The 20,514-nt window shown below is 29.9% G+C and carries 19 protein-coding genes; 15 read left to right on the forward strand and 4 right to left on the reverse strand.

Annotation, left to right across the window (positions count from 1 at the left end):
- Positions 1 to 241 precede the first annotated feature (241 nt).
- Both BQ7358_RS01320 and BQ7358_RS01325 read right to left on the reverse strand, forming a co-directional pair.
- Complete coding sequence (locus tag BQ7358_RS01320; RefSeq protein WP_072520121.1) at positions 242 to 1,438, reverse strand: TVP38/TMEM64 family protein; 1,197 nt, start codon at positions 1,436 to 1,438, stop codon at positions 242 to 244.
- Between the two features lie 79 nt (positions 1,439 to 1,517).
- Positions 1,518 to 2,204 (reverse strand): YdjY domain-containing protein, encoded by a 687-nt coding sequence (locus BQ7358_RS01325; protein WP_062172877.1) that lies wholly within the window; start codon positions 2,202 to 2,204, stop codon positions 1,518 to 1,520.
- 454 nt (positions 2,205 to 2,658) lie between these two features.
- On the opposite strand from BQ7358_RS01325, the gene BQ7358_RS01330 reads away from it, so the two are divergent.
- The 15 genes from BQ7358_RS01330 to BQ7358_RS01400 all read left to right on the forward strand — a co-directional run bounded on the left by BQ7358_RS01330 (position 2,659) and on the right by BQ7358_RS01400 (position 19,548).
- A complete protein-coding gene (locus BQ7358_RS01330; protein ID WP_062172879.1) occupies positions 2,659 to 4,572 on the forward strand; it encodes an ABC-F family ATP-binding cassette domain-containing protein in 1,914 nt (637 codons plus the stop codon).
- A gap of 3 nt (positions 4,573 to 4,575) precedes the next feature.
- On the forward strand, positions 4,576 to 4,953 hold the full coding sequence (locus tag BQ7358_RS01335; protein ID WP_062172881.1) for a hypothetical protein: 378 nt from the start codon (positions 4,576 to 4,578) through the stop codon (positions 4,951 to 4,953).
- 27 nt (positions 4,954 to 4,980) lie between these two features.
- Positions 4,981 to 6,615, forward strand: coding sequence for an arginine--tRNA ligase (gene argS / locus BQ7358_RS01340; RefSeq protein ID WP_062172883.1), 1,635 nt, complete (start codon positions 4,981 to 4,983; stop codon positions 6,613 to 6,615).
- A gap of 20 nt (positions 6,616 to 6,635) precedes the next feature.
- Entirely contained in the window at positions 6,636 to 7,112 is a 477-nt protein-coding gene (rpoE, locus tag BQ7358_RS01345) for a DNA-directed RNA polymerase subunit delta (RefSeq protein ID WP_021752427.1), read from the forward strand.
- A 235-nt stretch (positions 7,113 to 7,347) separates the two neighbouring features.
- Positions 7,348 to 7,548, forward strand: a complete 201-nt coding sequence (locus tag BQ7358_RS01350) for a cold-shock protein (protein WP_021752428.1) — start codon at positions 7,348 to 7,350, stop codon at positions 7,546 to 7,548.
- Positions 7,549 to 7,959: 411 nt separating this feature from the next.
- Positions 7,960 to 9,366, forward strand: coding sequence for a peptide MFS transporter (locus BQ7358_RS01355; protein ID WP_062172886.1), 1,407 nt, complete (start codon positions 7,960 to 7,962; stop codon positions 9,364 to 9,366).
- 166 nt (positions 9,367 to 9,532) lie between these two features.
- Positions 9,533 to 10,249 (forward strand): trehalose operon repressor, encoded by a 717-nt coding sequence (gene treR / locus BQ7358_RS01360; RefSeq protein ID WP_040460791.1) that lies wholly within the window; start codon positions 9,533 to 9,535, stop codon positions 10,247 to 10,249.
- A 268-nt stretch (positions 10,250 to 10,517) separates the two neighbouring features.
- Complete coding sequence (nrdI, locus tag BQ7358_RS01365; RefSeq protein ID WP_072520122.1) at positions 10,518 to 10,898, forward strand: class Ib ribonucleoside-diphosphate reductase assembly flavoprotein NrdI; 381 nt, start codon at positions 10,518 to 10,520, stop codon at positions 10,896 to 10,898.
- Positions 10,885 to 12,975, forward strand: coding sequence for a class 1b ribonucleoside-diphosphate reductase subunit alpha (gene nrdE / locus BQ7358_RS01370; protein ID WP_072520123.1), 2,091 nt, complete (start codon positions 10,885 to 10,887; stop codon positions 12,973 to 12,975). The genes nrdI and nrdE overlap by 14 nt, the downstream gene beginning before the upstream one ends.
- 19 nt (positions 12,976 to 12,994) lie before the next feature.
- Positions 12,995 to 13,963, forward strand: a complete 969-nt coding sequence (gene nrdF / locus BQ7358_RS01375) for a class 1b ribonucleoside-diphosphate reductase subunit beta (protein WP_021752530.1) — start codon at positions 12,995 to 12,997, stop codon at positions 13,961 to 13,963.
- Positions 13,964 to 14,046: 83 nt separating this feature from the next.
- Complete coding sequence (locus BQ7358_RS01380; protein WP_268762335.1) at positions 14,047 to 14,532, forward strand: histidine phosphatase family protein; 486 nt, start codon at positions 14,047 to 14,049, stop codon at positions 14,530 to 14,532.
- Positions 14,533 to 14,619: 87 nt separating this feature from the next.
- Positions 14,620 to 15,183: a histidine phosphatase family protein gene (locus tag BQ7358_RS01385; protein WP_062172893.1), complete on the forward strand. Its 564-nt coding sequence runs from the start codon at positions 14,620 to 14,622 to the stop codon at positions 15,181 to 15,183.
- 400 nt (positions 15,184 to 15,583) lie between these two features.
- Entirely contained in the window at positions 15,584 to 17,041 is a 1,458-nt protein-coding gene (locus tag BQ7358_RS01390; RefSeq protein WP_062172895.1) for an Sgo0707 family adhesin, read from the forward strand.
- The gene (locus BQ7358_RS01395; protein ID WP_072520124.1) at positions 17,017 to 18,078 is read left to right on the forward strand and encodes an SHIRT domain-containing protein; all 1,062 of its coding nucleotides are present in this window, start codon (positions 17,017 to 17,019) and stop codon (positions 18,076 to 18,078) included. The genes BQ7358_RS01390 and BQ7358_RS01395 overlap by 25 nt, the downstream gene beginning before the upstream one ends.
- 552 nt (positions 18,079 to 18,630) lie before the next feature.
- Positions 18,631 to 19,548 (forward strand): homoserine O-succinyltransferase, encoded by a 918-nt coding sequence (locus BQ7358_RS01400; protein WP_062172899.1) that lies wholly within the window; start codon positions 18,631 to 18,633, stop codon positions 19,546 to 19,548.
- Between the two features lie 45 nt (positions 19,549 to 19,593).
- Here BQ7358_RS01400 and BQ7358_RS01405 read toward each other — a convergent pair whose 3' ends face one another.
- Positions 19,594 to 19,794 (reverse strand): twin-arginine translocase TatA/TatE family subunit, encoded by a 201-nt coding sequence (locus tag BQ7358_RS01405; RefSeq protein WP_072520125.1) that lies wholly within the window; start codon positions 19,792 to 19,794, stop codon positions 19,594 to 19,596.
- A gap of 5 nt (positions 19,795 to 19,799) precedes the next feature.
- On the reverse strand, positions 19,800 to 20,507 hold the full coding sequence (gene tatC, locus BQ7358_RS01410; RefSeq protein WP_062172903.1) for a twin-arginine translocase subunit TatC: 708 nt from the start codon (positions 20,505 to 20,507) through the stop codon (positions 19,800 to 19,802).
- Positions 20,508 to 20,514 lie beyond the last annotated feature (7 nt).

A 20,514-nucleotide genomic window follows, 5' to 3' on the forward strand; every position in this document is an offset into this window, starting at 1 on the left:
TTAGCAAAGAAAAATTTTTCTAATAGAAATAATTTTACAGAATATAAAACAGGAGAATTTAAAATTTTTATAGCATCAAATCTTATTTTAGATAAAAATAATGTAACGATAGATATAAATAAATTTTTATTTACTTCGCAATTAACTCAAACAGGAGTTAGTTATTAAAAAAAACTAATTACACTTTCATAAAGAGGTGTAATTAGTTTTTTTAAAATAGTTTAGAAAATTACTTATAATTTTATTTTACCATTTCACCGGTTTTTTGTTTTTCTTCTTCTTTTTTGTGCTTATCATTGTATATTTTTTTCATAATACCGATTACGATAGATAGGGCGAATAGACACATTAAACCTATAAACAGATTTCTTGCTCCGCCTGAAAGTGTACCTCCAACATAAGAATAAATGATAGTTGCCGGAAGTTGTCCGATACCTGTCGCAATAAAGAATTTCCAGAATCCCATATTGGTTAAACCGGCAGCATAACTGACAAAGTCGAATGATACAAACGGTAATAAACGACAGATTAAAATAGCACGATCTCCATAACGTTCGAAGAAAACATCAATACTGGCCATAGCACCTTTACTTGTTAATTTTTCAACAACATCACGACCTAAACCACGTGCTATATAGAAACACACAGCAGCACCTGCCATGGCAGATGACCAAGAAAGGACAGCACCGATTACCCAACCGAAAATAGCAGCATTAGATAATGTAATTAAGAATGCCGGTATAGGAGCGGCGATTGATTGTAAAATCATTAAAATAAATGATACTACGGCTGCCCACGCTCCCCAACTACGAAGATACTCAATAACAGCATTAGTATCAAACTGTGATAGCGTTGCAAATGCCGTGTTAATTCCTGATTTAAAACTAGGGACAGTAAAATAAATTGCAAAGAACAGTGCGAAGGCAACAATAGTAATAATACGTGCATTTCTACGTTGTTTTTTACGTTTAGCTTCTTCTTCCGGATTTACTTCACGTAAGTCACTAAGTTTAACCTCTTCTTCCTTAATTTTTTTAAGCTCTTCACGACTATAAACTTTTTGATATTTAGAACGAGTGTAGACTATATAGAAGTTAATAATATTTACCAGTACAATGATAACAAGAAGCGGTGTATGAATCTGTTTAACTGACGTTAATCCAAGTGCTTCTTTAGTAATATAAAATAGAATATTCATTCTACCGGCAATAAGCATCATTATTAAAACAAGTCCTTCAATAATGAAGAATCCATATTTGTTGCCGATTTTTTTAAAGACAAAACCTGTCATAATACCATATAGCGTCCAAACATACATTATAAGACTTTCATCAGCTAACATTGCATATTGAACGAAAAATGACAGCAACACTGCAAAAAAATAACCTAAGGCTATTCCAATAGTAGTGAAGTAAAATAGTAATCTTAAACGTTTCATTAAATCTCTCCAATCTTTTAAAATAAAAGTCGAGAGTATCAGAACAGCAGATACTCCGACTGAATATAAATTTAATTAATTATTTTTTTACACTGTAAATAACAGCAACGTATGTTCCGTCTTCCGGTAAAACATCTTGGTTACCGGTGAATTTAACCTCTTTACGTTTTTCAACAGCTCCATAAGTGTAAGTAGAATTTGAAATGATACCCACCGGACAACTATCTAGGCAAGAAAGACAACCGGTATTTTTTTCTTTAGCATTTTTTAAGTTTCCGCCAAAATGGAATTCAATTTTTTTACCGTTGCTATCTTTTACTACTTCGTTAATATCATAATCTTTGTTAGCACCGTTCCAAGTTACTTTTGTATCGATTATATCACCTTCAACATGAGTAGTTTCCGCATTGTTAGCATTCATATTTTCACCGGGTTTAGCACCGATTTCGATAAGTGCGTTGTAAAAATCTTCCGGTTTAGCAAATGCTGTAAAGATAGATTTAGCACCATTAGTTCCGCTTTGTTCAACAGAATTATGACGAGTAGATTGCTCGAAATATTTACCGTTAACTTTAGTTAGTACTGTGACAGTACCTGCCTCTTTGTCCACTTTTAGCGGTTTATCTAAAGAAACTCCTTTTACATAGTCAGCAGGCTGATTAGAATTTTGTGTAGATGAATTATTGTTGTTGCTATTGCTACAACCGGCAAGCGTAACTAATAATCCTGCAGACATTAAGACAGATAATATTTTTTTCGATTTCATTACGAAATACCCCCTGAAATGATTTTTGTATTTGTATTATAACATTTATATAAAAACTAAACAATAATATTTTGATAAAAACATTATTATATAAATAGCTAGAAAATATTTTTTATAGAAATTTAATTGTTTAACAAAAAATATTTTTTTATAAAAATTATGGATAGATAAAATTATATTTTAATAAAACGTTAATAAATATAATTTAACTTTTAAAAATATTTAATTATTATATAAATAAAGTTTTAAAAAAATTATATTTTAAAATATAATAATGAAGTAGATGATAATTGTTTTAATTGATATTAACTATCAATTAACTAAGAGGAATAATTATTTGAGAAATTTTCTCATAAAAGGGTAAAAGTGTACTATAGTATTAGCTAAGATATATAGTTTGTGGTATAATGTTTTAGTTACATATAAAATTTAGACAATAAAAAGGGGTGAGAAAGTGTTAATTCAACTTAATAATATAACAAAAAATTTTGTTGTTAATAAAATTTTTTCGAATGTAAAAATGGAGATAAATAATAAAGATAGAATAGCTATAGTCGGAAGAAATGGAGCGGGGAAAAGTACATTACTTAAAATTATAGCGGGTACTCTTAGCTTTGATACCGGAGAAAGAGCGGTATCTAAAGGAACCAGCATAGGTTATCTTTCACAAGAGTTTATTGTTAGAGAGGATTTATCGATATATGAAGAAATGATTACCTGTTTTTCTGAAATAATAGTCTTGGAAAAAGAATTAGAAAAACTTTCTTCTGAATTAACACCGGAAAATTTAGAAAAAGACTCTAAACTTCTTAATCGTTATGACAGGTTGCAAAATGAAGTTTTAACCCATAAGGATTATCATTATAAAAGTAAAATAGAGAGTGTTTTATTCGGTTTAGATTTTAAAAAAGAAGTATTTGATAAAAAAATAAGTACATTCTCCGGTGGTGAGAAAACTAGATTATCTATGGCAAAACTGCTTCTTAGTGAACCTGATGTTCTAATTCTTGATGAACCGACTAACCATCTTGATATGGAGAATGTAGCTTGGTTAGAAAATTATCTAGGTTCTTATGACGGTGCAATTGTTATAGTCAGCCACGATAGATATTTTTTAGATAAAGTAGTGAATGTAGTTTATAATCTTGAATTTGGGAAATTAAAAAAATATGTAGGGAACTATACCAAGTTTATAGTTCAATACGAAGATGATTATAGTAAACAATTAAAAGAATATAATAGTCAACAAAAAGATATAAAAAGACTGGAAGACTTTGTCCAAAAAAATATAGCTCGTGCTTCTACCAGTAAAATGGCAAAAAGCCGTCAAAAAGTGTTAGAAAAAATGGAGCTTATAGATAATCCTAAAAAAGATAACAGAGCAGCAAATATAGAGTTTAGAATAAAAGAACAAAGCGGACGAGATGTTCTAATGATAAACAACTTGACTGTGGGTTATGACAGTCAGATTGGAGAAAAATATAATTTTTCTATTTATAAAGGAGATAGAATAGCGGTAGTCGGAAAAAATGGTATTGGTAAATCTACTTTGATTAAAACAATAGCTAAAAGGCAAAATCCTCTTGGTGGGGCAGTTAGTTATGGCAGTAAAGTATCATTAGGCTACTATGATCAAAAACAAGCTGAATTTGAATCATCAAAAACCATTTTAAATGAGCTTTGGGACGAATACCCGTTAATGAAAGAAGCGGAAATAAGAAATGTTTTGGGAAGATTTCTTTTTAGAGGTGATGATGTTTTAAAAATTGTCAAAGATTTATCCGGCGGAGAAAAAGCAAGATTACAACTAGCTAAACTTATGCTAGAAAAGAATAATCTTTTAATATTGGACGAACCTACCAACCATTTAGATATAACCAGTAAACAAGTTTTAGAAGAAGCGTTGGAAAATTACGAAGGAACTATTTTGTTTGTCAGTCACGATAGATACTTTATTAATAAAATTGCCAATAAAGTCCTTGATATTACAGATAAGGGTTACAGTATTTATTTAGGAAATTATGATTATTATTTGGAAAAATTGGCACAAGAAAAGCTACTGGCGAGCTTAGAAGAAAAAGAAGTAGAAATAGAAAAAAAACAAGTAAATAGTTATATATTGGGTAAAGAAGAAAAAAAATATCTTCGAAAGCTGGAGAGAACTCGAGATGAAATAGTTGAAAAAATCGAAGAGTTGGAAAACCATATTTCTGAAATTAATTCAGAATTAATAAAAGAAGAAATTTACACAAATGCCATAAAAACTCAAGAATTTAATGAACAATTAAAAGTTATTAACGACCGACTGGATACTTTAAATGAAGAGTGGCTGATGGTAGAAGAAGAATTAGAAAGTTTGCGGGATTGATAGATGAAGATAAAAATTACAACCTATGTAGATGAAGAAAAACTTCTTGAGGAAAGCTATATTGGAGAATATTTTAATCAAAAAGAATATGAAAAAATAGAGTATTATGATAAAAATAATAAAAAAATAAAAATTTTTATTGACAAAATAAAAGAAAGTGTTAGTATAGAGAAAGATGATTTTAAAATTGATATAACTTATATTGTTAAAAAATCTAATTATAAAACTGAAATGGGGATAGTTAACCTTGCTATGCAGCTTATTAAGATAAAGAAAAAAGAACGTAATAATCTTGTTTTCTTTGAAATAAGTTATAATATTATTTTTAATCCCGATAACAAACAAAAAAATACATTGAAAATATTATTGAAACGCAATTAGAGTAATTTTATTAAGGAGGTATTGTAATTGAAAACTAAAATAGTAGAATTGTTGCAAAATTCTTTGAAAAAGTTAAATATAAACGATATAGAAGTTTATGTAGAAACACCGAAAAACACAAATAACGGAGATTTTTCTTCTAATGTTGCTATGCAGTTAACAAGAGTATTAAGAAAAAATCCGCGTATAATAGCCGAAGAGATAATTTCTAATATAGAAGATGATGAATCTGTTGAAAAAATTGAAATAGCAGGTCCCGGATTTATTAATTTTTATGTTAAAAAATCGAGCCTTGGCGGTATAATAGATAAAATTTTAAAAGAACGTGACGATTACGGGAAAACTGATGTAGGGAACGGCAAGAAAGTATTGTTAGAATATGTATCTGCTAACCCTACCGGAACACTTCATGTAGGTCACGCCAGAAATGCTGCCTATTCAGATTCTTTAGCCAGAATTATGAAAAAGGCGGGTTATAATATTTCACGTGAATATTATATTAACGATGCAGGCAATCAAATTAATAACCTTGTTAGTTCCGCTATAGTTCGTTATAAACAAGCATTAGGTCTGGATGCAAAAATGCCAGAGGATGCTTACCATGGTGAAGATATTAAAACTCTCGGAAAAGAGTTAAAAGAAAAATTCGGCGACAGTCTATTATTACGTACCGATTTAGAAGAATTTATTCGTAATTATGCAATAGAATATGAACTGAATAATATAAAAAAAGATCTTGGTGATTTTGGTTTAGAGTACGATGTATATTTTAGCGAAAAATCATTATATCAAGAAGGTGCTATAGACAAAGCATTAGCTTCTTTGAAAGAACAAGGTTTTGTTTATGAAAAAGATGGAGCGTTATGGTTGGAAACCACAGCACTTGGAACCGGTGATGATAAAGACAGGGTATTGATTAAAGCGGACGGTGCATTGACGTATTTAACCAGCGATATAGCTTATCATAAAAATAAATTAGATCGCGGTTTTGATTTATTAATTGATGTTCTCGGAGCTGACCACCACGGATATATCGGTCGCTTAAAAGCCAGTATTGTGGCGATGGGGTATAAAGCAGAACAATTAGAGGTTCTAATTATGCAAATGGTTCAGTTATTAAATAACGGCGAAGTTGTAAAAATGAGTAAAAGAACAGGAAAATCTATTACGCTTCGTGATTTAATTGATGAGGTAGGAAAGGATGCTGCACGTTATTTTCTAGTAATGAGAAGTGCGGACAGTCATTTGGATTTCGATTTCGCAGTAGCTAAAGAACAATCCAATGATAATCCATTATATTATGTTCAATATGCACATGCACGTATTTGTTCAATATTACGTCAGGCTGAAGAACAAGGTTTTATTAATGTGACCGATTGTGATTATGAGTTATTAACAGATGATTATTCTGTAGATTTACTTAAAAATTTAGCATACTTCCCGGAGATTGTATCCCAAGCAGCTATAAATTATGAACCTCATAGAATTTGTAATTATTTACAAACTTTAGCAAGTTCATTCCATAAATTCTACAACAATAATAAAGTAATAACAGAGGATAAAGAACAGTCACAGAGTTATTTAGCATTAATAACTGCTGTTAAAACAACGATAAAAAATGCACTGGAACTAATCGGAGTATCAGCTCCGGAAAAAATGTAAAAGAAGGGATATAATAGATAATGACGAAATTAAAAGAATTAAGCGGTGAAAAAATAAAAGAAATGTCGTTAATAGACTTATGTTACGCATATATGATAGATGAAAAAATTGAGAAATTAAATATTTATGATTTTCTTGATTATATAAAACCGTTAAGAGAAGTAGATGAAGAAGAGTTTTCAGCTCAAGCAGCATATTTTTATACTGACTTAAATTTAGATGGAAGATTTATCTGTGTAGAAGATGGAAGTTGGAAATTAAGAGATACGCTGTTAGTTGAGGATATTAAGAGTTTTGTTGAACCAAGTGTTCAAAAATTTGAAATCGAAGATGAAGAACTTGATGAAATGGTTGATGAAGATGAAGAAGATGTTCATGACGAAGTTGACGAATTAATCGAAGAAGAAGACATAGAAGAAAATGATGAAGTCTATGACTTTGATAATGGCGGAATAGTATCTAAGTTTAATATAAACGAAGAAGAAGACGAATTTTAAGAATTAAACAATAAAAGCACCGAAAAATAAAAATTATCGGTGTTTTCATATTGATTGCTAATTTATTCTAAATAGGATATAATGGACAAAGTCAGTAAAATATAAAGTAATAATTGTAATACAGGTTTTAAGTTTTGTAAGTGAATAAAGATATTCTATTTATTTTATTTATTATCTTTAAAAGCAAGAATACGATTGATTATTGATAATAAAAAATAAAAGGAGATTGTAACTTATGAAACAAGGTACAGTAAAATGGTTCAACGAGGAAAAAGGATTCGGATTTATTTCTGTAGAGGGTGAAAAAGATGTATTCGTACACTTCTCTAGTATCCAAAAAGAAGGATTTAAAACTTTAAAAGAAGGCGAAAAAGTAGAATTCGAAGTAGAAGAAGGAAATCGCGGACCGCAAGCAGCTAACGTAGTTGCTCTATAAATAATGAAAACAAAAAGAAAGTTCTGTTGATAATCAAAGGAACTTTCTTTTTATATTAAATCTTTAAAAACAATGTAAATATAATTGAAAATATAAAAAAGTAAGTGATAATATTTAATTGATATTAATATATATAGATTAAAATAATTATAAAATTTAACATAAGGGTTAAATAATGAATTTATAAGGTGTATTATTAGATTTATTAAAATATGTCAATATAGAAAATTTTAAAATATTTGATATTTTTTCTTTTAAAAAAATTAAATAAAATGAATATATATTTTTTTAGTAATAAAAATATATAATTTTCATAATAAGTTTTCTTACTAAAATTTTTATTGATTTATGAGAATTTATATAATATAATGAAAGCGTAACACATAAATTATTTATTAGGAGGATATAATTATGGAGAATGTTGAAAAAATGAAGCACCCCAAAGGGCTACATCTGGTTAACGTTGTAACCGTGTTACAAAACTTATATGCTTACGGTATTATAGGATTTTTAATTCTATTCTTTACTGCCAGTACAGCAGAAAACGGATTAGGATTGGATAGAGGTTTTGCTTCAGAATTATACGGTTATTATGGTGCTTTAGGTTATATGATGGCACTTGTAGGTGGTTGGTTAGCGGATAAATATTTAGGTATCCAAAAATCGATTATTTTAGGAACATTGTTCAGCTGTTTTGGATATGTAGCACTATATTTTTCCACCAGTGAACTGTGGACAGTAATAGCCAGCTTATTATTACTTTTAATAGCAGCCGGTATAGGTAAGGGTAACATTAGTGCGTTGGTAGGTGCGTTATATGAACGTGACCAAGTAACTATGAAAGACGCCGCATACAGTATTTATTATATGGCTATTAATATAGGAAGCCTATTCGGACCGATTATCTTCGGTTTAATGACAGACAGTTGGTTTGCTAAAGTCGGAAGTGACGGCAAAGTAATCTCTTATGGTTATCGTTATGGTTTCTTAGTGGCGGCAGCATTGGCATTTGTTCAATTTTTAGTTTTTGCTTTATTTGCACCTTCTTGGTTAAAAGAAAAAGGTAAATATCCTGTAGCAAGTAAAAAAGCTAAAAAATCAGTAAATCATCCATTAACTAAAATTGATATCGATAGAATGAAAGCTATGGCTATACTATTTGTATTCTCAACATTGTTCTGGTCTGCATGGTATCAAACACAAACATCATTTGCAATTCTTACACAAAAAGCAGTAGATAGAACAATATTCGGTTGGACAGTTCCTACACCGTGGTTAATTTCATTTAACGGATTATTATGTGCAGCATTAGCGCCTGCATTCGGTGCATTGTGGGTTAAACTAAGTAAAACTAAACACGGGGATTTGGATACCGGAACTAAAATGGGTCTAGGCATGATACTTTCAGGTATAGCATTTGGAGTTATGATTTTAGGTGTTAACACTATTGGTGGAAATATAGAATCAGGTGCTAAAATGAATATATCATATATTTTAATAACTTATGTGTTGTTAACTATAGGAGAATTACTACTTTCTCCAATTGGAATGTCATTGTTTAACAAATTATCACCGGCTAAATACGCATCATTATCAATGGGTATCTGGTATATGACATTCTCATTATCAAATATTATTTCAGGATATTTAGCAAAACTAACAGTAAAATTAAGCTTTACTCAAGTATTTACTTACATTGGTGCGATAGTATTAATATTCGGTATAGTGTTGCTTCTAATTAAAGGTCGCTTAAATGATATGATGCACATAGATAAACTTGAAGAAGAAGCAAAAGCGATAGCTCAAGAAGAAAATTAATAAAAATTTACTTAAATAAAAAATTATAATAGATGAAATTTGGTTTACATATTTACGATTTTTAATAAAAACAGAATTGATAATTAAAGTTTTTGAGTAAAAATGTTCCTAAATAGAAAAAATTATGTTAAAATATCAACATATAGTATTTTATTTGGGGGAAATCATGAATAAGTTTTTTAAAATCTATTTAGAATTAAGAGAAAAAATAGAAAACAGGCAATATAGATATAACAGTCTGTTGCCAAGTGAAAACGAATTGGCGAAAGAATACGGTGTATCTAGGGAAACTATTAGAAAAGCACTTTTACTGTTACTAGAAAATGGTTATATTCATAAAATTCAAGGGAAGGGTTCTATTGTTTTAGATATTCATAAATACAGAGTACCGGTTTCAGGGCTTATAAGTTTCAAAGAAATACAAGAACTTCAAAATACGGTTTCTACTACAAAAGTAATAGAAAACAAGGAAATAGAAGCTCCGGAATTTTTAATAAAACTCGGTCTGGCTAAAAGAGGAGAAAAACTGATTTATTTGTTAAGACAGAGATTTATAGATGGTGAAGCTGTTATTTTAGATAAAGACTATATCAAGAAAACTTTTATAGAAAACGTTCCGACAAGACAGGTAGAAGATTCATTGTATGACTATTTGGAAGATGAGATGGGGATTAAAATTTCATATGGTAATAAACACTTTGAAATAGAGCCGATAAATGAAGAAGACAAGAACTATATTGATTTGAACGATAATAAGCATATTGCAGTTGTAAAGGGCGATGTATATACGGAAGGAACAGATTTTCTTCATTATACGGAAAGTCGCCACAGGGTAGACAAATTTCATTTTTCAGAGTTTGCACGTAGAACAAATAAAAAATAATCTTAAAGAGAGTATATGTTAGTAGCCGGCTAATATATACTCTTTTACATTTCGGTAAAAAAATTTATAAAATATTTTGTTATAGTAAAAGCAAAGAAAAGAGTAGAATAAAGGTGGAAGATTAGAAAATAAAATAAAAAATATGTATTAAATTTTTAAGTCGGAAAATCAAAAAAATATTTATTGAAAAAAAATAAAATACAAGGTATAATATTAATTAAGTTTTAAATTTCCGGGAAATAATTTCTCAGAGTTTTGGAGGGGGACCATGAAAGTAATATATTTTTCTTTAACAGGAAACTGTAAACGATTTGTTGAACGCTGTAAAATACCTGTCGAAGATGTACTGGATTTGTGGGAAGTAGATTATGATGTAGATTTTGACTATATACTTGTCACACCGACGATTGGTTTTGGGAAAGTACCTGATGATGTTATTACGTTTTTAGAACAAAATGGTAAGCATCTGGTCGGTGTAGTTGGGAGTGGTAATAAAAATTGGGGAAATCGTTTCGCTAAGGCATCAGAAACAATTAGCGAACAATATAATGTGCCATTGTTAATGAAAATAGAATTACATGGTAATACTAGAGATTTAATTAAATTCAAGAAAATTTATTTGGAGAGTACAAAGAATGGAAAAATTTAACCATATTGAATTAAATAATGAGGTAACGAAACGTGGTGAAACAGGTTTTTTCAAATTAGAAAAAGACCAAGAAGCCATTGAGGAGTTTCTTCGTGAAGTAGATTATAAAACCGTAAAGTTTAGTTCGGAAATTAAACGATTACGTTACTTAGTGAGAGAAAATTTTTATTATAATATTTTTGATAAATATATTGAAGATGAAATATTAGAATGCTTAGAACTGGCTGCAAACTTTAAATTCAAGTTTAAAAGTTACATGGCAGCAAGTAAATTTTATAAAGATTATGCTCTAAAAACAAATGATAAAAAACAATATTTGGAAAACTTTAACCAACACGTATTTATCGTTGCAATGTATCTAGCCGATGGTGATGTAAATCTCGCTAAAGAACTAATTATTGCAATGCTTGAACAACGTCTTCAACCTGCGACACCGACATTTTTAAATTCCGGACGTAGTCGTCGTGGAGAATTAGTATCATGTTTCTTACTGGAAGTAGGCGACTCACTAAATTCTATTAATTACATTGATTCTACGGCAAAACAACTTTCAAAAATTGGAGGTGGGGTAGCTATTAATCTATCTAAACTTCGTGCACGTGGAGAAAGTATTAAAGGAATAAAAGGAGTGGCTAAGGGTGTTATACCTGTTGCTAAATCTCTTGAACAAGGTTTTGCCTATGCAGATCAGCTGGGACAACGCCCCGGTGCAGGAGCGGTTTATTTGAATATCTTTCACTATGATGTGTTGGAATTTTTGGATACTAAAAAAGTAAATGCTGATGAAGAGTTACGTTTACCGACTATTTCAACCGGAATTATAGTGCCGTCCCTATTTTTTGAGTTGGCTAAAGATAATAAAGACTTTTATATGTTTGGGCCACATTCAATTTATGAAGAATACGGATTGGTTCTTGATGATATTGATTTAGCAAAATATTATGATGAATTTGTAGATAATGAAAATATATTAAAACGCAAATACAACGCTCGTGATATGTTAAATTTAATTGCACAAACACAACTTCAATCAGGGTATCCGTATTTAATGTTTAAAGATAATGCAAACAAACATCATGCGTTAAAAGATATTGGACAGGTTAAAATGAGTAATCTATGTACGGAAATTTTCCAATTACAAGAAACATCAATTATTAAAGATTATGGAGAAGGAGATATTATAAAACGTGATATTTCATGTAATCTTGCGTCATTAAATATTGTAAATGTAATGGAGAGTAAAAAAATTAAAGAATCTATTTATTCCGGCATGGATGCCTTAACGTTTGTCAGTGATTCAACCAAGATAAAAAATGCCCCCGGTGTAGTAAAAGCTAATGAAGAATTTCATTCAGTAGGTTTAGGTGCGATGAACTTAAACGGTTATTTAGCAAAAAACTTAATAGCCTATGAGAGCGAAGAGGTAAAAGATTTTGCCAATGTTTTCTTTATGATGATGAACTACTACACATTAGAACGTTCGATGCAGATTGCAAAAGCTCGCAATACAACTTTTAAAGATTTTGAAAAATCTGATTATTATAGTGGGAGTTATTTTGATAAATACGTAGAACAAGATTTCTTTCCACAGACAGATAAGGTTAAAATCTTGTTTGAAGATATTTATATCCCAACTAAAGAAGATTGGCGTAGTTTAAAAAATAGAGTAAAAGAAAATGGCTTATATCATGCTTATAGAATGGCGATTGCACCGACACAAAGTATTTCGTATGTTCAAAACTCAACCTCAAGTGTCTTACCAATCGTTGATAAAATTGAACGTAGAACATATGGAAACGCTGAAACATTTTATCCGATGCCATACTTAAGCCCAAAAACGCAATGGTATTATAAATCGGCATTTACGATGGATCAAATGAAATTAATTGATTTAATGGCAGTAATTCAAGAACATATTGATCAAGGTATTTCTGTAATTTTATATGTAAATTCAGATATTACAACAAGAGAATTAGCTAGATATTATATCTATGCTCATTATAAAGGACTAAAATCCCTATATTATACACGTAATAAACTTCTATCAGTAGAAGAATGTACATCATGTTCAATATAATAAGAGAAAGGAATCATAGATGAAAGCAGTAAACTGGAATAAACAAGATGACTTAACATTTATGTATTGGCGACAAAATATTGCACAGTTTTGGGTTGATACGGAGTTTAAGGTATCAAAAGATATAAAAAGTTGGAATGAAGACTTAAATGACAAAGAACGTGATACTTATAAAAAAGTATTGGCAGGACTAACCGGACTTGACACTCAACAAGGAGATATTGGAATGCCCTTAGTATCTCTTCACACCGAGGATATGCGTAAACAAGCTGTATATAGTTTTATGGGAATGATGGAGCAGATTCATGCCAAGAGCTATTCAACAATTTTTACATCCTTAATATCAAGTCAAGAAACGGATTATTTATTAGACGAATGGGTACCAAGTAATAAAGAGTTACAATTTAAAGCGAGAATTATTGAAAAATATTATTTAAAACTTTTTAAACAAGAAGTAGAAAATTATGATTTATATATGGCACGAGTTGCTTCTGTATTTTTAGAAAGCTACATTTTTTACAGCGGGTTCTTTTATCCGTTATACTTAGCAGGGCAAGGAAAAGTAACCACATCAGGAGAAATTATCCGTAAGATTTTATTAGATGAAACTATTCACGGTAGTTTTACCGGCTTTGATGCACAGGAGGTTTTCAAAACATTAACTCCCGAAGAACAAGAGCGTGCGAATAAAGAAATGTATAAACTATTATTAGATTTATATGAAAACGAACTGATATATACCCAAGATATTTACGGTGAAATAGGATTGTACGAAGAAGTAAAAGATTATGTTGAATACAATGCAAATCGTGCCTTGGCAAACTTAGGTTATCCGGGATATTTTGAAGATAAGGATATTAATCCTATTATTGAAAATGCGATGAATACCTCTACTAAAAATCATGATTTCTTTAGTGTAAAGGGTGATGGTTATGTAGTAAGTATGAACGTCGAATCAATAGAAGATGAAGATTTTATTTTTGACTAGGAGTAAATATCATGAAAATATTGTTGGTAAGACATGGTGAAACGGATTATAATAAAAACAGAAAAATTTAAGGACATAGCGATATAGAACTGAATGCTACGGGGATAGCTCAAGCAACAAAAGCTGCTGATAAAATCTTAGAATTTAATATAGACTTGGCATTTAGTAGTCCCTTAAAAAGAGCTGTAAAAACGGCAGCTCTTATGCTTGAACATTCAGGGAATAATAACTTTATTATAGAAAAAGACAATAGATTGATAGAAAAATATTTTGGAGATTTTGAGGGAGTGACCTTTGATGAATATTTTACAGCTTTAGAAAATAATAAAGGTTTAGAAACTATAGAAACTGATGCTGAAGTATTTAAAAGAACAAATGACTTTTTTGCGTCAAAATATAATTCTCATGAAGATAAAACTATTTTGGTAGTTTGTCATGGAGCTTTGATTAGAATTTTTTTGCGAACATTAGGTCTTTACCCTAAAACAAATATACTAATAAATAATACAGCATTAAATGTAATAGATTTTGATTGGAAAAACTTTACATTGGAACAATTTAATATATAATAATATATAAAAGCAGGACAAATAAATAATTTAATGTTCTGCTTTATTTGTTAAAAGTATATAATAATTAAAGAAAGTGAGAATGATATGAGAATTATTTTAGCAAGACATGGTGAAACGGACTATAATAAAGGTAAAAAGGTACAAGGGCATAGTGACATTCCGCTTAATAAAGAGGGGATAAAGCAAGGAAAAGAAGCGGGTAAAAAAATAGAAGGATACAAAATAGATACGGCATATAGTAGCACCTTGGGAAGAGCATTTGATACCGCACGTTATATGTTGGATAATTCAAATAGCGAAAATAATTCTAAACTTAAAGTGAACAAAGATAAACGTTTAATAGAAAAATCTTATGGAGGATACGAGGGAGTTTCTTTTAAAGAATATAGTGCGGGTCTTACAGCAGGAGAATTTCGTGGAATGGAAACAGATGCAGAAGCAGCTGATAGAGTAGAAGAATTTTTCAAAGAAAAACATAAAGAACATCAAAACGAAATTATTTTAGCGGTGTGTCATGGTGGATTAATTCGTTCATTTCTTACTGAAAAAGGTATAAAAAAAGTAGGACGAGGTACTATTATTAATACATCGGTAAGTATTTTGGATTATGACGGAGAGAATTTTACATTAATAGAGTTTAATAAATAGCAATTAATAAGAAATTAGTTAAGGTACGGTTTTATTTTTTTAGTTAATAACCTAATTAATAACACTTCGCAAATTTAATCAAATTTGAGAAGTGTTAAATTTTTGAAAATATTCTTTTTTAAAATTAATTTTAAAGTTAAATTTTATCTTAGTTAAAACAGTTTAAACAAGGTATTGCCATAGTATATAGTGTAAAAAAATCAGGATTTAATTTACACTTAAAATAACACATAATATTATAAAACACTGATGACAGAAAAGTCATAAATATCAATCATATAAACCAATATCCTTACTATATGATATAGTATAACATAATAAAATTCATGTGTAAATTAATTCCTACTAAAAAATACACAGAAAGGAAAAATATTTAATAAATTAAGGAGGAAGAATATTTATGATAAAGGCAAAATTTAGGTTGTCTAAACTAAAAAAACTGTTTGTAATAATTTTATCAATTATGGTAATTTTATCGCTTTTTCCAGCTAAAAAAGCTGCGGCTTCGGTAAATGAAGTAAAAGATGATACGGATTTGGCAAAAATCAATACATATAAATTTAATTTAAATATAAATAATGCCACCGTAGTATCAAAATCTGATGCAGTCGAAGAAACGACATTAAATAATCCATGGTATGAAGGAAATTTAAAACAGCTTTCCGGACCATTGCAAAATTTTTCCCTTAAAGTTGATAAAAATAATAAAGGGAATCAGGTTTTTTATAAACCTTTGGAGTTGAAATTTTCAAATGTAGGTGAAGTTTACGGTAAAAAAGTTGATGCATATTTAAAATTTAATAAGGTTACTCTTCATTATTTAAATAATGAAGTAGCTAAAAATGCTCTTGAAAAAGAAGGTAAAACTGCTGTTCCATTTTTCCAACTTTCAAGCTTTTGGGGTGAAGGTGGAAATTTTGAAATAGGAAACCTTATTTATAGTGAGAAAAAATATGATCCATATAAAGATGAAAACCCTACTAATCTTATAAAAGGGGCTTTTTGGAATGATGCAGACATAACAGCTGAATTAAGATATTCAGATGGTTCAAAAACAGATTTAAAATTAGTTATGCGTCCGGCTGATATTGATGTTGTTGATGGTTCTCTTAGAGAAACTTTTTATATTAAAAATTATAGTACAAGTGTTGACAAAAGAGTTATAAATAATAGAAATAAATTAAATCAAGTAACAGAAGGTGATTCAACTTACTGGAAGGCAACCACCACAACAGAAGGTGATGACCAAGAAAATAATGTATCGGGATTAGCCGTACGTTCTGTTGATAATAAATTAAACTTTGGATATCATACAACGATAAACTGCTCAACAGTCTTTGGACTTTTTGTAGAAGGTAAAATTCCGGCACCTAAAAAAACTGTCGATAAACCGCAAGTATTGGCTAAAGCCGGCGAAAAAATTGTTTACACAGGGACATTTAAAGTTCCAACTCCGGGAAAAGATATTATAGGACCGTTAAGTAATTTAAATTTAATAGATAATTTTGATGACCGTTTAGACTTCAAGAGTTTAAAAGTAGATGTAGATGGAAAAACATTAACGGAAAATAAGGATTATACTATTACAACATATGGACAAACGGTTATTGTCAATATGGGAGATGAATATTTGCAACGTGAAAGTGCAGGAAAAGAAATTACTGTTACTTATAATATGGAAACCAATAAAAAAGTAGAAGGAAAAACTTCAGGAATTATAGATAATATAGTAACTTTAAAAGCTGATAACACACTAACACCATCTAATAAAGTAAGAACAACCTTACTTTATAAAAAACTCATGAGTTTATTAGTGGAACTCCGGGCAAAGAATTGCCACAATCTGTTAAGGATTTGACACCAAAAACCGTTGAAAGAATTCCAAACGGTACGGTAGTACATCCGGATCAACCTACAAAAACTAAAGTTACTGTAAAAGAAGGTAACTGGGTATTTAAAGGGTATGATAAAGAGACACAAACTATAGATGGTCAAGATGTTCACTTTATAGGTAAGTGGGTACTTGAAGAATTTACCAAACCAGTAAAAGATGTTGTAAACGAAAGTAGAACAACAATTAATGGTAAAGCGGTAAAACCTAGAGAAACTCTAACATACACTGTTGAATATAAAAACACAACAGACCAAGATAGAGAAGTAACAATTAAAGACAAAATCCCTGCGTATACGACATATGTAGAAAACTCAGCGGATAACAACGGAAAATTCGCTAATGGTGAAGTAACATGGAGTAAAAAAGTAGCTAAAGGCGAAACATGGAAAGTAACATTTAAAGTAAAAGTAAACAATGACGTAGATGGTAAAGAAATTAAAAATATAGCCCGTACATCAGACGGAGTATTGGATATAGATACCAACCCAACAAATAACCCGACACCGAAAAAGCCGATAAAAGATGTTGTAGATAATAAAGGAACAACAATAAACGGAAAAGCGGTAAAACCTGGAGATATCTTAACATATACAGTAAGTTACACAAATACAACGGGAGAAGACCGAGATGTAACAATTAAAGATAAAATCCCTGAATACACAACATATGTAGAAAATTCAGCAGATAACAATGGAAAATACACAAACGGAGAAGTAGTATGGACTAAGAGAGTAGCCAAAGGTGAAACATGGACAGTAACATTTAAAGTAAAAGTCAATGAAGAAACATATGGCAAAGAGATTAAAAATATAGCCCGTACATCAGACGGAGTATTAGACATAGACACCAATCCGACAACTAATCCGGTACCACCGACAACACCAAAAACACCATTACCAAAAACAGGTAATGAGGCAACAAATGGAATATATGCAGGAGTGGCAACATTATTGGCAGGACTTGGATTAGCATTAAGAAGAAAAAGAAAAGATGAAGAATAGAAATAAACAAAAGTAATAAACGTTTTGGGCTATTAAACAAAACTGATTAAAAAATCAGGAAAAGAAAGAGTGATGGAAAAATTCATCACTCTTTTAATGTTTTGTAACCTTGATTATATTTAGAATATTAACAATAAACTATAAAAAATATTAAGGATAATTCATATGATATAGCTGTATAATTTCTTGACAAAAGTTGGAGTATTAATTATACTATAGATAATTTAATAAGAATTAGTGTTGAAAAGATAAGTAAATTATCTCGGTATAAATAAAGAGAGTTTTTGTTCGGTGAAAGAAAACAAAATATCAGTTAATTGAAAATGGTCTTGGAGCTATAATTATCTAATAGGTGGTTACGTTAATGCACGTTAAAGCATACGGTATTTATAATGTACTGATTAAGGTAAATAATTGTGAGATTATTTATAAAACAGGGTGGTAACACGATAAACTCGTCCCTATTGTAGTAAAATGCAATAGAGATGAGTTTTTTACGTTGCACTTTATAGAAAAATTATCTGTATAAAAAATAGTTAAGGAGAAAAAGTTATGCCAATTTGTATTCAAAATGATTTACCGGTAAAAAATGATTTATTAAAAGAGGATGTTGTGGTAATTGAAGAAAATAGAGCAAAAAATCAAGATATTAGACCACTTAAAATTTTAATATTGAACTTAATGCCAAAAAAAGAAGAAACAGAAAGACAATTACTAAGATTATTAGGAAATTCACCTCTACAAATAAAAGTGGAATTTTTGCATGTAGCAACTCACATTGCTAAAAACACGGCAAATTCATATTTAGAAAAATTTTATACAACATTTTCTGAGATAAAAAATGAGTATTATGACGGTCTTATCATAACGGGAGCACCGATAGAACATTTAAAGTTTGAAGAAGTGGATTATTGGGAAGAACTTAAAGAGATTTTTAAATGGAGTAAAACCCATATATTTTCAACATTAAATATTTGTTGGGCAGCACAAGCGAGTTTATACTATCATTATCGTGTAAAAAAAGAAAAGGTTTCAGAAAAAATATTTGGAGTTTTTGAACATGAAGTTTTAATTAAAAACCATGCGTTGACACGTGGCTTTACAGACGTATTTTTAGCACCACATTCAAGACATACAAAAATAGAAGAAGATAAATTATTGACTATTGATGAATTAGAAATCTTAGCAAAAACAGACAAAGCCGGAACGCTGTTGATTACTACAAAAAATTTAAGAAAAATATTTATAACGGGCCATATTGAATATGAAGCAGATACTTTACACAATGAATATATAAGAGATAAAAGTAGTGGTCTGCCGATAGAAGTTCCATTTAATTATTACCCGGAAAATGATGATACAAAAGAACCTAAAAACACGTGGCGATGTGTAGCATATTTATTCTATCATAATTGGCTAAATCAAGTATATCAACTAACACCGTATGATTTAAAAAACTTAGAAAAATAGTATAAATAGTTATAAAATAAATAAAATTGAGTCAAAAACTCAATTTTATTTATTTTCCTGTTCATTTTTTTCTTTTTCTGATGAAGAATTTTCATCAGTTAATCCGGAGATTGATTTTTTAAATGATGTAAACATTTTTCCGATTGATTCACCAAGTTCCGGAAGACGTTTCGGTCCAAAGATAATTAGTGCTGCAATAATAAGCACAATAACTCCGGGAGCACCTATATCACGCAAAAAACCCATAGTTATTAACCTCTTTTTTTATAAATATATTTACTAATCAGAACACTTACTTCATAAATTAGTATCAATGGGATAGACATTACAATATCACTTATAAAATCCGCCGGTGTAATAACAACAGCAATAACGATTAAAATAAAATATGCGTAACGCCTGTTTTTTGTAAGAAATTTTGGAGTAACAATTCCAAGAGATGTTAAAAACGCAACAACAACCGGAAACTCGAATAAGATAGCGATTGGTATAGTTGTGTTAATAACAAAAGATAAATAATTTTGTGCTGTCAGCTGAGTATTGAATAAATCATTACCTATTGAAAGCAGTACGTTTAAAATGGCAGGAGTTACCAAGAAAAAACCAAACAATAAACCGACTGTAAAACAGATGAAGACCGCCGGAATGTAAGCAAGCAATGCGCGTGCTTCTCTTCTTTCAAGTGCAGGTTTGATAAACGCCCATATTTGATAACAAGCGAAAGGTATCGTAAATGTAATAGCACAAATACCCGCTAAAGTTAAATATATCCATAGTATATCATTAGGACCTAAAACAATCAACTTATCTTTAAAATTACTCGTTAAAAATTTATAAATATCCGCAGACCATACCAAACTTACAAGAAAGGAGATGATAAAAAACAAAAGGCTTAATATCAATCTCCGTCTAAGTTCCGTTAAATGATCGACGGTTGATACTTTATCACCATATTTCATAATTATA

Origin of the sequence: Gemella massiliensis (assembly GCF_900120125.1) — a bacterium.
In the GTDB taxonomy this organism is placed as follows: domain Bacteria; phylum Bacillota; class Bacilli; order Staphylococcales; family Gemellaceae; genus Gemella; species Gemella massiliensis.

Bases quoted from the DNA above. Each gene is read 5' to 3' on its own strand.
- BQ7358_RS01400 (WP_062172899.1), top strand. From the start codon at position 18,631: ATGCCAATTTGTATTCAAAATGATTTACCGGTAAAAAATGATTTATTA.
- BQ7358_RS01405 (WP_072520125.1), bottom strand. From the start codon at position 19,794: ATGGGTTTTTTGCGTGATATAGGTGCTCCCGGAGTTATTGTGCTTATT.
- treR (WP_040460791.1), top strand. From the start codon at position 9,533: ATGAATAAGTTTTTTAAAATCTATTTAGAATTAAGAGAAAAAATAGAA.
- BQ7358_RS01320 (WP_072520121.1), bottom strand. From the start codon at position 1,438: ATGAAACGTTTAAGATTACTATTTTACTTCACTACTATTGGAATAGCC.
- BQ7358_RS01335 (WP_062172881.1), top strand. From the start codon at position 4,576: ATGAAGATAAAAATTACAACCTATGTAGATGAAGAAAAACTTCTTGAG.
- tatC (WP_062172903.1), bottom strand. From the start codon at position 20,507: ATGAAATATGGTGATAAAGTATCAACCGTCGATCATTTAACGGAACTT.
- nrdE (WP_072520123.1), top strand. From the start codon at position 10,885: ATGGAAAAATTTAACCATATTGAATTAAATAATGAGGTAACGAAACGT.
- BQ7358_RS01355 (WP_062172886.1), top strand. From the start codon at position 7,960: ATGGAGAATGTTGAAAAAATGAAGCACCCCAAAGGGCTACATCTGGTT.
- BQ7358_RS01325 (WP_062172877.1), bottom strand. From the start codon at position 2,204: ATGAAATCGAAAAAAATATTATCTGTCTTAATGTCTGCAGGATTATTA.
- BQ7358_RS01385 (WP_062172893.1), top strand. From the start codon at position 14,620: ATGAGAATTATTTTAGCAAGACATGGTGAAACGGACTATAATAAAGGT.
- nrdF (WP_021752530.1), top strand. From the start codon at position 12,995: ATGAAAGCAGTAAACTGGAATAAACAAGATGACTTAACATTTATGTAT.
- nrdI (WP_072520122.1), top strand. From the start codon at position 10,518: ATGAAAGTAATATATTTTTCTTTAACAGGAAACTGTAAACGATTTGTT.
- BQ7358_RS01350 (WP_021752428.1), top strand. From the start codon at position 7,348: ATGAAACAAGGTACAGTAAAATGGTTCAACGAGGAAAAAGGATTCGGA.
- BQ7358_RS01390 (WP_062172895.1), top strand. From the start codon at position 15,584: ATGATAAAGGCAAAATTTAGGTTGTCTAAACTAAAAAAACTGTTTGTA.
- rpoE (WP_021752427.1), top strand. From the start codon at position 6,636: ATGACGAAATTAAAAGAATTAAGCGGTGAAAAAATAAAAGAAATGTCG.